We start from the raw sequence: 15,033 nt of genomic DNA on the forward strand, positions 1-15,033 counted from the left end.
TACACTATCAGCTTCATCTAGCAATGTAAACGCATACTTATTGACAATGAGGGCGCATTGCTAGTCCTTATCCTGATTGTCCTATACGATCATCGCTATTTCAAATCTTCGGTTTTCAAACAAGCCTGACTAAACATACAAATAATACAGCTTTTAAAGGAGGTATGCATGAACAGGTTGCCTCTCGGATCGGCGTCACCAGCATAACCGTTATTATTCCCGATTTTTTTCGGGCATCTACTTTAATTGCCCATAAATTCTTTTTTTTGAGAGGAGCTATTATGAACGATGAGCGTTATGAAAAAGCAGAACTCCGATCCTTTAAACCTCATACGGAAGAGTGCTGCAAGCCTTGCCCGAAGCCTCCGGCTAGAAACTGTCTGATTCGCTTCACACCGCTTCAGGCGGATATTTTTGAAGAGCTGCTGGACGATCTGATCGCTTCTATTCAGCCTGCCTTTTCCCCGCCTATGGGGCCGCTGCCCAGCGTGTTCAAGGTGCTGCAGAACCTGTTCAAAAGTATGAGCCTGTCGCTCCGCGATCAAGCCGATCTGTTTGCCGCCACCGAGCTTCCCATTACCGCCTACGAGCAATCGGAAGGCTGGAGTACGGCGCTTATCGCCGCCACTCAAACGGCGCTGACAGAGCTGTATGCTCTCAGTTTGCTTGCCTGCGTGTCCGGTCCGGTCAAGGATGGCTGGGTAATCCGAATCAGAGAGGCCGAGACGAATTTGGCTGGAATTGAAAATCTTGTTCCTCCCGTTATTTTTGGGACGCTCCTAGCATTTAACGGCGGCTCGAGTATCGCCCACTTAAAATATTTATCCGGGCTGCCTAATTTGGGGGTTATCGTGGGCTCAGACTTCATTTCTGAAAGCATTCCCGTAATCTCGCTCTCAAGCGTTGGAGTTTCGACTGCTTTGTTTCCTAATACTAACTACGCTTTTTCCATGCCTCAAGCGGCCACGATTACCGCCTTTTCCGCCGGTTTTATTCCGGGCGACATCACGATAGAGGGTGGCAGCGTTTCGATCCAGGCCCAATTATGCCGTGCTTCGCCCTCTGCTGCCCCCGATGCGTTTTTTGAGCCGGTTCCTGGAGCCGTCATTCCCATGAGTCCCACTCTGACCGGCAATATTTCCGGATTTTCATGCGCCGGCAGCTTAACCGGACTTAATATTCCTCTGGATGCAGAAGATCGATTCATCATTTTATTTACAGCATCATCAACGGGCGCTAATGTATCCCCAACAACCATTTCCGGCACTATTGGCGCAAACCTTACCCTGGAACTACCTAATTTCGAAATTCTGGAAACAATTGTTTTGCCTTTTGCCGGTGCTACCCTGCTTGATTTGGACTATGCGACAACTAACGGGGCGCCCACCAGTTCGGGAGTCATTGGATTCGGGCTCAGCGAATCTATTCCCTCTTCGCCAGGCCAATCGTTAACTTTAAATCCGTCATTCACACCATTTTCTACTTCAGTGCCGCAGGGCGGCGTAATTACATCTGTTGCCGTTTATTTCGGCGTTCCAGCCAATACGGTCATCACTGGGAATGGCTTCCTCAATATTGAAGTTATGCTATACCGTTTTGTTGCCCCGGATATGACAGCAAGCCCAATTCCCGACTTCGCCATTCAAATGCCTGGCCTGGCCACAGGAACTTACCCGGACGGTTCTCCGGGTATTCATGCCATCGCAACCGATCTCAACATTGAAATTGGACCCAATGACCGGGTATTGCTCGTATTCACCGCATCTTTCAGCGGCTCTATAGGAAGCACCAACTCGGTCACCGGCTCGGCGAGCGGAGGGATCGCCGTCTCCGCCCTTCCAAACAATCAAGACGACTTGGCGGATTCGCCGTCACTCCCAACTGCCATTCCAATTGAAGAGGAATTGCTATGAACGATAGTCGCTCTGCCAAAGTCGAACTTCGTTCCTTTAGACCGCATTGCGAAGATCATTGCAAGCCTTGCCCTAATCCTCCGCCTAGAAACTGTCTGATTCGCTTTACGCCGCTTCAAGCTGATATTTTTGAAGAGCTGCTGGACGATCTGATCGATTCCATTCAATTCGTCTTTACCCCGCCGTCCGGCCCGTTGCCCGACGTGTTCAAGGAGCTGCAAAATCTATTCAAGAGCATGCGTCTTTCTCTTCGCGATCAGGCCGATCTGTTTGCCGCCACCGAGCTTCCCATTACTGCCTACGAACAATCGGAAGGCTGGACTACAGCGCTGATCGCCGCAACCCAGACGGCTCTGACGGAGCTGTACGCCCTCAGCCTGCTTGCCTGCGTATCCAGCTCCGTCAAGGACGGCTGGGTAATCCGAATCAGGATGGCCGAAACCAACTTGGCCGGAATCGAAAATACTGTGCCGCCCGTTATTTCCGGGACAACACTTGTCTTTAACGGAGGTTCGAATCTAATTAGCCTGAGCTTCAATCCGACCACAGGCTTCGCGACCACAGGAGTTGTAGTAGGCCAAGGATTTGTATCCCAAAGCATCCCAGTTACTACAGATGGCTCCAGCAGCACCGTGTCCATTGCGCTGGCGTCCGGCTCTGAAGGAACCAACTATGCTTTTTCCATGCCGCAATCAGGGACGCTAAACGCTATAACCGCCAGCTTTACTCCGATTCCGACTATGGTTGCGGGAGAGCAGATTATAATCCAGGCCCAACTATGCCGGGCTCTTCCTACTACATCCCTGTATACGCCCTTTGTCACAATCCCCGGAGCTGTCTTACTGCTCATCCCCTCTTTATCCGGGAGCGTATCGGGAATTACATGCACAGGCAGTCTGAACGGGCTTAATATTTCTTTAAATGCAGAGGATCGGCTGGTTGTTGTGTTTACCTTGATTGGCAATGTTGGCACAACGCCTACGTTCATTCTTGGCACAGGCAGCGCGAGCTTTACAGTTGCGCTGGATAGTTCCCCTGCTTCCAATGCTCCAATCCTGCCCTTTGCCAGCGTATCAACCGTCGATTTGAGCTTTAATGAAACCGGGCTTCCGATCAGCGGGGGCGCAGTCGCATTTGGCTTCAGCCAAACCGAATCGGTCACACTGCCCCAATCCTTTGCGGTAAATCCATTGTTTAATCAATTCACCGCCACTGTGCCAGGAGGCGGAAAAATTACATCCGTAGCTGCTTATTTCGGAGTAAAGAGCGGCCAGGTCATTCCGGCAAACAGCACCGTCAATGTGCAAGCTCTCCTATATCGGTACACAAACGAGAATTTGACTGCTACAGCTTTTGGCAACGTGCTTGTCAGACTTACGGCTCTCACTGAAGGAACCTACACGGCAAATTCGCCCGGAGCCCACGGCATCGTTAGCGGACTCAACATTGAGATCGGGGAAGACGACCACATACTGCTCGTTTTTTTCGCCCTTTCCAACACAGTCATCGCCAACAGCATTACCGGCTGGGCGAGCGGAGGAATTTCCGTAATTCCAAACGGTTCATGAACCGAAAACCGTGAACAACGAGCATTTCTAACATAGGAGGAGTTAAACATGAAGGAAGAATTAAATAAAAACGTAAAGCTGCATTCCTACAAGCCCCACTCTCTTGATCATTGCAAGCCTTGTCCTAAACCGCCGAGAAAAAATTGCCTTATTATCTTCACGCCCGCTCAAGCCGACTTATTCGAGGGTTTGCTAGACGGTCTGATCACCTCCATATCAAACTCCTTCATCCCTCCTGCCGGGCCATTGCCAAGTGTACTCAAAGTTTTGCAAAATCTGTTCAAAGAGATGAGGCTGTCGCTGCGGGACCAGGCCGCTCTGTTTGCTGCTACGGAACTGAACATCACCGCTTACGAGCAGTCCGACGATTGGTCGGACGCTCTTATAGCCGCTACGAGTCAAACGCTGACGGAGCTGTACGCCCTCAGCCTGCTCGCCTGCGTATCCAGCGAAGTAAAGGACGGATGGGTGATCCGCATCAGAATGGCCGAAACAAATCTCGCCGGAGTATCAGGCGCCGTACCTCCGGCAATTTCAGGGACGGTTCTTATGTTTGACGGCGGCAATGTCCCAGCATCTGTCAGCTTAAGCACCTCGAACGGTTTGCCTGCTACCGGGGCAATTGCCATTACCAACTTCACATCCGGAAGCATACCTGTCACGACGACTAGCTCCGGGCAAGTTGTATCCATTGAGCTTGCCAACAACGTTGGAGGAAATAACTTTGCCTTTTCCATGCCCCGTCAAGGTACAATCGTCACCTTCTCGGCAGGTTTTATCCCCGCGAACACCACGATTTCAGGTGGGTCGATTACGATTCAGGTTCAGCTATGCCGCGCGCTCCCCGGCTCTCCTCTTTATACGCCTTTAGTCGCCATTCCAGGGACCGTTGCTTCTTTAGCTCCTACCTTATCCGGCAGCACAGCGGGCATCTCATGCGCGGTCAGCATGCAGAATCTCAACATTCCTTTGAGCGCTGAAGACCGGCTTGTGCTTGTGTTTACGATTTCTTCTTCCAATCCGAAGGTCACTCCTGCGACCTTATCCGGTACTTTCGGCGGAAATATCACGATTCAGCCGGTCAACGCACCGCCGACTTCCGTGGGACCGATTATTCCAATCGCCAGCAATCGTGCGGTTAACCTGGATTTCAGCCCTTCCGGTTTTGGAACTAGTGCAGGCATTATTGGCTTTGGATTTAGCGAGAGCGAGGATTTTGTCTCATTTGGAGCTCCGATTGATGTAACTCCGCAATTGGCCAATTTCACAACGCCTCTAGCTGGAGCTGGAATCATTACCGCTTTTGCCGCTTATTTCAGCATTGATGTCAGCCAAACCTCGGTCCTGCAGCAGCCGATTACGGTTTATGCCGAAATTTATAAATATTCCACCACAACGAGTCAGGTTAGCCCTCTATCCGCTACCTTGCTCCATGTAGGAGATTTCCTTGAGACAAATATCACCCAGACTACTCCTCCCGTACATGGCTTAAAAACAGGACTAAACATAGCTGTAAACCAAGGGGATCACTTAGTGCTTGTGTTTACCGTTTTAAGCGCCGGAACGCCAGCCGGAGGTTTGGTGCGAGGCTGGGCGAGCGGAGGCATATCGATAGGGCCGAGCTCATCATAAAAGGTAAAAGATGGGCCAAAGTCATATTCTGGCCTTGGCCCTTTTTTTATTCCATTTGAAAATAACTTATAGAAAAGGGAGAAGCTGCCTAACGTATTTAAAGTGCTGCAAAATCTGTTCAAAAGCATGCGTCTAGAGCTTCGCGAACAGGCCACTTTTTTTAATGTGGGAACAGTTATGAGCGGCACAATCACGCAAAGTACGCCTGGAGTCCACGGGTTAAAAACCGACACTTTTGAAGGAGGAATCGAGATGAGCGATGATCTAAGCGCAAAAGTAAACCTGCATTCCTACAAACCTCACACGGAAGAGCACTGTAAGCCTTGTCCAAAACCACCAAAAAGAAATTGCCTTATTATCTTCACACCCGATCAAGCCGACCTATTCCAGGATCTGCTGGACGGTCTGATCGCTTCTATAAAAATTTCTTTTCTCCCCCCTGCCGGACCATTGCCCAGTGTGCTCCGGGTTTTCCAAAATCTATTCAAGGAGATGCGGCTGTCGCTGCGTGACCAAGCCGCTCTGTTTGCCGCTACGGAACTGAATATAACCGCTTATGAGCAATCCGACAGATGGTCAGACGCCCTTATAGCCGCTACGGGACAAACATTGACGGAGTTTTACGCCCTCAGCCTGCTCGCTTGCGTATCCAGCGACGTCAAGGATGGATGGGTGATCCGCATCAGGATGGCCGAAACCAATCTAGCTGGGGTCTCGGGCGCCGTTCCCCCGGCTATCTCAGGGACGGTTGTGACCTTTGATGGCGGCAATGTTGAAACCTCTCTCAGCTTAAGCACCACGACCGGTTTGCCCATTAACGGAGCAATTCCAGTTATCAACTTCACATCAGGAAGCATACCTGTCACGACGACTAGTGCAGGGCAAGTTGTATCCATCGTGCTGGCCAATAACGCCGGAGGGAATAACTTTGCCTTCTCCATGCCCCGACAAGGTACGCTTACCACCCTATCAGTAAGCTTTTTCCCAGCGAACACTACAATTTCAGGCGGATCTATTACAGTTCAGGTTCAGTTATGCCGCGCTCTTCCCGGCTCTCCTCTTTTTACGCCTCTTGTTGCCATTCCGGGAACTGTTGCTTCTTTAGTTCCGGCCTTATCCGGCAATACAAAGTTCGTTGGATGCGCGCTCAGCCTGGACAATCTGAACATTGCCTTAAGTCCTGAAGACCGGCTTGCGCTCGTGTTTACGATCTCCTCCTCCAATCCAAAGGTCACTCCTTCCACCTTAACCGGTACGTTAGCTGGATTCATAACCATTCAGCCAGTTAATGCGCCTCCCACTTCCGCAGGGCCGATTATTCCAATCGCCAGCGACCATTCGGTTAATTTGGAATTCGGATCTAATGGTTCTACACTCAGCGCAGGAATTATCGGCTACGGATTTAGCGAAAACCAGGACTTTGTCAATTTTGGATCTCCAATTAATGTAACTTCACAGCTGGCCAATTTTACAACGCCTTTGACTGCAAATGGAACCATTACGGAGTTTGCCGCTTATTTCAGCATTAATGTCATTCAAACCTCGGCTCTGGTACAGCCCATTACCGTTTTTGCAGAAATATATAAGTATTCGCCTGCAACGAATCAAGTCAGCCCCTTGCCTGACACCTTTCTCCATGTGGGAGATTTCTTGGAAACAGTCATTACGCAAACTACTCCTCCCGTTCATAACGTAAAAACCGGGCTCAACATTGCGGCCAGTGCCGGGGATCGATATGTGCTGGTGTTTACCGTATTAAGTGCCGGACCGGTGCCAAGCGGCCTTGTGAGCGGCTGGGCGAGCGGAGGCATATCCGTTGGGCCTAGTTCATCTTAAAGGTTATTTTCTTCCTAGGAGGTATTAGCCTTGAATAGCGGCAAAAACGGCATCATTCCCTTCACTCCTTTGCAGGAGCAAATATTTTCCGGCTTATTGAGTGATCTAATCGCTTCTATTCAACCCGGCTTTATCCCGCCTGCAGGGCCGCTGCCAAATGTGTTTAAAATTCTACAAAACCTGTTCAAAAGCATGCGCCTTGGGCTCCGTGATCAAGCCGACCTGTTCGCCGCCACCGAGCTTCCCATTACCGCTTACGAGCAGTCGGACGGCTGGACCCCTGCGCTGATAGCCGCGACTCAAACGGCATTGACGGAGTTGTACGCTTTCAGTCTGCTGGGATGCGTGTCTAGCCCTGTCAAGGATGGCTGGGTGAGCCAAATCAGGACTGCCGAAACCAATCTGGCTGGAATTTCCGGCGCTGTTCCACCCGTCATATCCGGTACGGTCATTTCCCTTGACGGCGGGAAAGTTGAAACGGCTCTAAGCTTCAGCCTCACAACTGCCTTGCCGACTGAAGGCGCGATTCCAGTTACCGACTTTACGTCCAAAAGCATTCCCGTTACGACAAATGATATCGGACAGAACGTTTCCATCGTGCTGGCCGATCAATTCGGCGGGAACAACTTTGCTTTTTCTATGCCAAGGTCGGGTACGCTTACCGCGATAACCGCCAGCTTTTCACCGAATGACCTTACCATCACAGGCACGTTTATCGTCGCTCTCGCACAGCTGTGCCGGGCTCTTCCCGACGCTTCTCCTTACGGTCCGTTTACCGCCATTCCAGGAACCCTGGTTCAGCTAAGCCCGGGTTTAACCGGTGATATATCCGGAATTACTTTTCAAGGCAGCTTGAACAGCCTTAATATCCCTCTGAATCCGGAAGATCGGCTTGTCCTTGTTTTTACCCTGGTAGCAAGCATCGACTCCAACCCCAATGTGACGACGATTCAAGGCACATTGGGCGGGACGATTGCAATTGAACCGGTCAATGCGCCGCCCTCTTCAGTGGGGCCGATTATTCCGATTGCCAGCAATCAGCCGGTTAATCTAGATTTCAGCTCTGAAGGTTTTGGCACGAGCGCAGGAATTGTCGGCTTCGGATTTAGCGAAAACCAGGACTTTTTCTCGTTTGGGCTTCCAATCAATGTGAGCTCGCAACTGGCCAACTTTACATCGCCGCTGGCTGGAGATGGAATCATTACAGCCTTTGCCGCTTATTTCGGTATTGATGTAAGCCAGACCTCATCGCTAGAGCAGCCAATTACGGTTCTTGCCGAGATTTATAAGTATTCACCTTCAACCAATGAGGTCAGTCCTATGCCCGATACACTTTTGCATGTGGGAGATTTCTTGCAGACAACCATCACAGAGGCTACTCCTGGCGTTCATGGCTTAAAAACAGGTCTTAACATATCCGTTAATGAAGGGGATCGCTTAGTGCTTGTTTTCACCGTCTTAAGTGCCGGAACGGTTAGCGGCGGCCTGGTGCAGGGCTGGGCGAGCGGCGGCATATCGATCGGACCTAGTTCCTCTTGATAGCGTATTGCTGCTGTAAGCTTTATTAATTTTCCGAGGGGTGGTGTCAATGATGGATTCTCGCACTCCAAGTCATGATGATCAGAAACCAAAATTAACTGAATCCCAAAACAGCCGCCATTGCAAAAAAAAGAGAAAATCTTGTATCGTCCCTTTTACATCTCTGCAGGAGACGATTTTTGAAGGGCTGTTGGATAATCTCGTTGTGGCGATTCAATCCAGTTTTGTTCCTCCTTCGGGACCGCTGCCTTCGATTCTGAAAGTGCTTCAAAATCTGGTGAACAGTCTGCCCCTCTCTCTTCGCGACAATGCAGAACTGCTAGCGGCAACTGAGCTTAATATTAACGCTTACGAGCAGTCCGAAGAATGGTCAGTTGCTCTCATTTCAGCGACCCAGCTAACGCTGACGGAGCTGTACAGCCTAAGCCTACTCGCTTGCGTTGCCAGTACCGTCAAAGACGATTGGGTCAGCACAATCAGACTTGCCGAAACCAATCTAGCCGGTATAAGCAGCGCTGTTCCGCCTGCAATTAATGGGACAGTTCTTTCATTTACCAGCAACACCAGTCCCATGAATCTAGGCGTTGACGGCAGATCTGGGCAGCCCACCGGCGGAGTTATCATCGGATTTGGATTTGACTCCAGAGCTATTTCCGTCACTACGAACGATAGCTCGTCTAGTATTTCAATCGTGCTGGCTGACAACCTTGGCGGAAACAATTACGCTTTCTCCATGCCTCGAGGCGGGACGCTCAGTTCTATGACCGCCAGCTTTACTCTGACCAGTCCGGCCATCTTTATAAACTCGCCCATGACTGTCCAAGCTCAACTGTGCCGCTCCTCCCCCGGCGCTTCGCCTTATACTCCCTTTACAACAATTCCTGGAGCGATCGTTCCGTTGATTCCGGCTTTGTCCGGAAGTTTGAGTAACCTGACCTGTGAAGGCAGCTTAACCGGGCTCGATATTCCGCTAAACCCAGGAGATCGTTTAGTAGTTGTATTTACGGCGTCCTCATCTCCGAACTCTTTTGCAAATCCTCAGAACATATTTGGAACAGGGAGCGCCAGCCTTACAATCGGCGGGATGGAAGGGATGCCTCCAGCAAAGGACACTATCATACCGTTTGCAAGCTTTTCACCTGTAAATCTGGTCTTTTCGGCAAGCGACTTCTTTGGGAATGGAGCAGGAGTGGTTGGGTACGGATTCAGCGCCACCGCCCCTTTTATACCAGCTTCAGATTTGTCTCTGAATTCGTTATTCGATGAGTTCACGACTGTTTTGCCAGCAGATAGCACCACCATTTCGTCCATATCGGCTTATTTCGGAGTGCAAAGCGGTCAGACTTTGACCAGCCCGGTCAGTATTCAAGTTGTTTTGTATCGGTTTACAGACTCCACCAATACGGCCACGGCTATTTTAAGAACTTCGATTCAGCTGCCCGTATTGCAGCCAGGTACTTATACGAATAATTCGTCAGGCGTTTTTGGAGTTGTAGAGGGCCTTACTGGCATTACACTATTTCCAAATGAGCGTCTGGTGATGGTGTTCATCGCTACGGGCGGTTCTGTTACGGGGTGGGCGAGCGGCGGCGTATCTGTGATTTAACTTGAGGGGAGGCTTCCGTAATGGATTGCCACAAACAGAAAAAGTCTTGCATCATCCCCTTTTCGACCCTACAAGAGGAAATCTTCACTGATTTATTGGAGAATCTAACCGCCTCTATTCAGCCCTTTAATATTCCTCCTGCAGGGCCACTACCAAATGTGTTTAAAGTGCTGCAAAACCTGTTCAAAAGCATGCGTCTCGGACTCCGGGATCAAGCCGACCTGTTTGCCGCTACCGAGTTGCCCATTACCGCCTATGAACAATCGGTAGGATGGTCTTCCGCTCTGGTCGCCGCGACTCAAACGGCGCTGACGGAACTATACGCTTTCAGTCTGCTAGCATGCGTGTCCAGCCCGGTCAAGGATGGCTGGGTGGGTCAAATCAGGCTTGCCGAAACCAACCTGGCCGGAATTTCAGGCGCTGTTCCTCCCGTCATAACAGGCACGATCCTCACCCTTGACGGAGGCAATGAAGTTACCGCCCTAAGTTATGATGTCACTACACTCCTACCTTCTGAAGGGGCGATACCCGGTATTGGATTCACATCCGTCAGTATACCTGTTACAACGGATAGTACCGACCGTAATGTGTCCGTCGATTTGACCAGCCAGCAGCCTTCAGCACACTATTATGCTTTTTCGATGCCATTTGCAGGGACAATTACCGGAATGACGGCTAAGTTTATGCCAAATAACTACCGTATCGAAGACGCTGCCTATATAGTTCGCGCTCAACTATGCCGAGCTACTGGTATCGTTTCGCCTTATGAACCACTTGCCGGCATTCCGGAAACACAATTTCTACTAATACCTCCCTTGACCGGCAGTACTGCCGGAGTTACTTGCCAGGGAACTCTGAACAATATTAGCTTTCCCCTCGCTGCGGAGGATCGGTTAGTCGTTGTATTTACGATCTCATCGACCAAGGAGCCTACTCCTAATTCTAACCCGACTACCATTCAGGGGACTTTGAGCGCAACCCTTACAATCGTACCTGCAGATGGCTCTCCAGCTTCACTCGGCCCTATTATTCCGTTTGCCAGCCAAGGACTGATCACGCTTGAAACGAACGCTACCGGGCTTTCCGCCAACGGCGGAATTGTCGGCTTCGGGTTCAGCGATACCGAGCCTCTCCCGCCTGATGAAACGCCGTTTGTAGTGACCCCAGCGCTAAACAACTTTGCCGTCTCCGTTCCGAATGGCGGGACGGTTAAATCCATTGCCGCTTATTTTGGCGCTCTAAGCGGGCAAATTCTGTCCCAAAACCTAACCCTGATTGTCGGGTTGTACCGGTACAATTCTTCCGACAACACAATAGCTTTAATTGACGCAGATGGCGAAGTATTTATTGATGTGCCTGCCCGTAGCTATACGGAAAGCTCACCTAGCAATCATGGCATTTCAACCGGCCTCTCCATCGCGATTGAACCGGGAACTCAATTAGTGCTGCTGTTTTCCACCATATTGAACACTACTCCGCAAGGTCTGACTTTAATCCAAGGCTGGGCGAGCGGTGGCGTAAGAATTGCACCAGGTCCTCCTTGAAAAAATAAAAGCGGTTATGAAATTTTCCAAGGGGTGGTGTCAATAATGGATTCCCGTATTCCGAATCTTAATGACCCGCAACCAATTTTGCATGATGCTAATTATAACAAACCTTGCAAAAAAAGGGGGAAGCCCTGTATTGTCCCCTTTTCTTCCCTGCAAGAAACTATTTTTGAAGGGCTGCTGGACGATCTCGTGATCGCTATTCAGTCCAATTTTGATCCTCCATCGGGACCGCTCCCTTCCATCCTGAAAGTGCTTCAAAATCTGGTGGACAGTCTGTCCCTCTCTCTCCGCGACAAGGCGGACCTGCTGGCAGCAACTGAGCTTAATATTACCGCTTACGAGCAGTCCGAAGGATGGTCCGCTTCCCTGATTTCAACAACCCAGCAAACGCTGACCGAGCTGTACAACCTCAGCTTGCTTGCCTGTGTTTCGAGCGCAGTTAAAGATAACTGGACCAGCACAATCAGGCTCGCAGAAACTAATCTTGCCGGTATTACCGGTGCTGTACCGCCAGTAGACATCGGAACGGTTTTATCGTTTACGAGCGGCGTCGGCCCAATGGATTTAAGCTTGAACGGTAGAAGCGGGCTGCCTACCGGCGGCGTCATTATCGGATCCGGATTTCAATCCAGAAATATTGCCATCATTTCGGATGATAGCACAGCGAATATTGCCATCATTCTGGCCGACAGTTTGGGCGGAAACAACTACGCTTTTTCTATGTCCCATGGAGGAACGCTCGCTGCCATTACCGCCAGCTTCACCTTAACAAGCTCGCCTATCTTAATAAGTTCGCCCATAACGATCCAAGCCCAGCTATGCCGCTCTGCTCCCAATGCGTCTCCTTACTCACCGTTTACAACCATTCCCGGAGCCGTTGTCCCGCTTATTCCATCCTTATCCGGAAGCTCTTCCGGCCTAACCTGCCAAGGCAGTTTAGATGGGCTTAATATTCCGTTAAATCCCGGAGACCGGCTAATAGTCGTGTTTACAGCCTCCTCGTCTCCTAACTCATTAAGAAACCCTACAGACATATTCGGAGCAGGAGGTGCAAGCATCACGATTGGCGGCATGGAAGGAACACCTCCGTCGAATGAAAAAATCATCCCGTTTGCAAGCTTTTCCCCTGTAATTCTAATCAATTCCAGTATTGGCATAATTGAAAATGGGGTAGGGGTGGTCGGGTACGGTTACAGCGTCTCCCAGCCCAACATTCCCGGAAGCAATCTTTCCCTGAATTCTGTGTTTAATGAGTTTACAACCGTTCTGCCAGCAGGAAGCATCATTACGTCTTTATCGGCTTATTTCGGAGTGAAGAGCGGTCAGACTTTAACTGCTCCCGTGAGTATCCAGGTTTTTATGTATCGCTTTACCGATTCAACCAATTCGGCAACCGCCATTTTAAGAACCTCCATTCAGCTCCCCGTGCTGCAGCCGGGCACTTATACGGATGATTCGCCCGGCGTATCCGGCGTAGTGGATGGCCTTAACATTTCAAACCCTCCCTCCAGTCGCCTAGTTCTGGTATTCATTGCTAAGGGAGGCCCTGTTACAGGGTGGGCGAGCGGCGGCTTAACAGTTGGAGCGTGATCAAACTACGGTGAGAGCCCCACTCTCTTGAAAGGGGAATTAATATGAGCCATGATCAAGGCACAAAAGTAACCCTGCATTCCTACAGACCCCATTCTGAGGAGCATTGCAAGCCTTGTCCAAAACCGCCGCAGAGGAACTGCATCATCCCTTTCACGCCGCTGCAAGCGGATATCTTCGAGGGGCTGCTGGACGATTTGATTGCTTCCATTCAATCTATCTTTATCCCTCCTGTCGGACCGCTACCCAATGTGCTCAAGGTGCTGCAAAATCTGTTCAAAGACATACGGCTCACGCTGCGCGACCAGGCCGACCTTTTCGCTGCAACCGAGCTGAATATTACCGCTTATGAACAGTCCGATGAATGGTCCGTTGCCCTGATTGCAGCTACCCAGCAAACGCTGACGGAGCTGTACAGCCTTAGCTTGCTCGCCTGCGTTTCAAGTACCGTCAAAGACGGCTGGGTGACCACCATCAGACTTGCCGAAACCAACCTTGCCGGAATAAGCGTGGGTGTTCCGCCGGCAATTGAAGGTTCGGTACTTTCCTTTTCCAGCGGCTCCAGCACCATGGATCTAAGCTTAGACAGCATATCGGGGCTGCCCAACGGAGGAGTCGTCGTTGGATATGGATTTGCATCCCGAACCATACCTGTGAGTGCCGATAGCGCCGCTGCAATTTCAATCGTCTTGGCCGACAGCTTCGGCGGAAACAACTATGCCTTTTCAATGCCCCGCGGCGGAACGCTCACCGCTATTACCGCCAGCTTTATCCTGACGGGTTCATACTTCATCGTTGGTCCGCCCATCACCATTCAAGCCCAGCTATGCCGAGCGCCCTCCAGCGTATCGCCATATTCGCCATTCACAGCTATTCCCGGGGCTTCCGTTCCGTTGATTCCTTCGTTGTCCGGAAATATATCCATCCTGACCTGTCAGGGCAGCTTAGCAGGACTTGATATTCCGCTTAACCCAGGAGATCGGCTCGTAGTCGTTTTTACGGCTTTTACCTCTTCCAATGCTGAGGCTGACCCTACAGCCATTCTGGGAAGCGGCAGCGCAAGTATTACGATCGGACAATCGGCCGACTTGCCTCCGTCCGAAGATTCCATTATCCCATTTGCAAGCGTGACGCCGGCAAATCTAATCTTTTCCTCCAGTAATCCCTTTGAGAATGGAGCAGGAGTGATCGGATACGGCTTTACGGAAACCGTACCTTATTTCTCGAATCCCATACTGTCGTTGGATACGCTGTTCGATCAATTTACGACAGCAATTCCGAATGGCGGGACGGTTACATCTTTCTCGGCTTACTTCGGTGTTCAAAGCGGCCAAACCTTGAGCGGTCCCGTCAGTATCAACGTAAGTATGTACCTTTTTAACGCTTCCACCAATATGGCTACCCCCCTTTTGGGAACATCTATTCAACTGCCTGTTTTGCAACCGGGCGTTTATACCGAGAATTCGCCCGGCGTATATGGCATCGCAGACGGTCTTGATATTCAACTCTCTCCGACGGATCGCCTCGTGTTGGTGTTTATCGCTAATGGCGGCTCTGTTCTGGGCTGGGCGAGCGGCGGCGTATCGGTTGGAGCGTGATCAAATTCCGGTGAGAACTGCCGCAGAGGAAGGGGCCTGCTGGTGTCATCTTCATGACGCCAGCAAGGCCCCTTTATCATGTAAAAAAAGCGATTATTTGCTTTGCAGGCAATAGCATATGCTGCATACACGACGGTGCCGAATATGCTTTCGCGAATTTACTCTAACGCGTCTTTAAACAAGCCTGAAAAACATACAAAT

9 protein-coding genes are annotated in these 15,033 nt (G+C 50.5%); all 9 read left to right on the forward strand.

Going from position 1 to position 15,033, the window contains the following annotated elements; genetic code table 11:
• The first annotated feature begins 164 nt into the window (after positions 1 to 164).
• Positions 165 to 1,913 (forward strand): hypothetical protein, encoded by a 1,749-nt coding sequence (locus CGZ75_RS11535; protein WP_089524284.1) that lies wholly within the window; start codon positions 165 to 167, stop codon positions 1,911 to 1,913.
• Entirely contained in the window at positions 1,910 to 3,481 is a 1,572-nt protein-coding gene (locus CGZ75_RS11540) for a hypothetical protein (RefSeq protein ID WP_089524285.1), read from the forward strand. The genes CGZ75_RS11535 and CGZ75_RS11540 overlap by 4 nt, the downstream gene beginning before the upstream one ends.
• Positions 3,482 to 3,529: 48 nt before the next feature.
• Positions 3,530 to 5,113: a hypothetical protein gene (locus CGZ75_RS11545; protein WP_089524286.1), complete on the forward strand. Its 1,584-nt coding sequence runs from the start codon at positions 3,530 to 3,532 to the stop codon at positions 5,111 to 5,113.
• A 252-nt stretch (positions 5,114 to 5,365) separates the two neighbouring features.
• Positions 5,366 to 6,949 carry a hypothetical protein gene (locus tag CGZ75_RS11550; RefSeq protein WP_089524287.1) on the forward strand — a complete coding sequence of 528 codons (1,584 nt, stop codon included), beginning with the start codon at positions 5,366 to 5,368 and terminating at the stop codon, positions 6,947 to 6,949.
• A gap of 30 nt (positions 6,950 to 6,979) precedes the next feature.
• Positions 6,980 to 8,488 (forward strand): hypothetical protein, encoded by a 1,509-nt coding sequence (locus CGZ75_RS11555; RefSeq protein WP_089524288.1) that lies wholly within the window; start codon positions 6,980 to 6,982, stop codon positions 8,486 to 8,488.
• A gap of 49 nt (positions 8,489 to 8,537) precedes the next feature.
• Positions 8,538 to 10,094: a hypothetical protein gene (locus CGZ75_RS11560; RefSeq protein ID WP_089524289.1), complete on the forward strand. Its 1,557-nt coding sequence runs from the start codon at positions 8,538 to 8,540 to the stop codon at positions 10,092 to 10,094.
• A gap of 20 nt (positions 10,095 to 10,114) precedes the next feature.
• Positions 10,115 to 11,638 carry a hypothetical protein gene (locus tag CGZ75_RS11565; protein ID WP_089524290.1) on the forward strand — a complete coding sequence of 508 codons (1,524 nt, stop codon included), beginning with the start codon at positions 10,115 to 10,117 and terminating at the stop codon, positions 11,636 to 11,638.
• A gap of 45 nt (positions 11,639 to 11,683) precedes the next feature.
• Positions 11,684 to 13,234: a hypothetical protein gene (locus CGZ75_RS11570; protein WP_089524291.1), complete on the forward strand. Its 1,551-nt coding sequence runs from the start codon at positions 11,684 to 11,686 to the stop codon at positions 13,232 to 13,234.
• Positions 13,235 to 13,278: 44 nt separating this feature from the next.
• Positions 13,279 to 14,832: a hypothetical protein gene (locus CGZ75_RS11575; protein ID WP_089524292.1), complete on the forward strand. Its 1,554-nt coding sequence runs from the start codon at positions 13,279 to 13,281 to the stop codon at positions 14,830 to 14,832.
• Positions 14,833 to 15,033: the final 201 nt, after the last annotated feature.

The sequence above is a fragment of the Paenibacillus herberti genome, assembly GCF_002233675.1.
GTDB lineage: Bacteria > Bacillota > Bacilli > Paenibacillales > Paenibacillaceae > Paenibacillus_O > Paenibacillus_O herberti.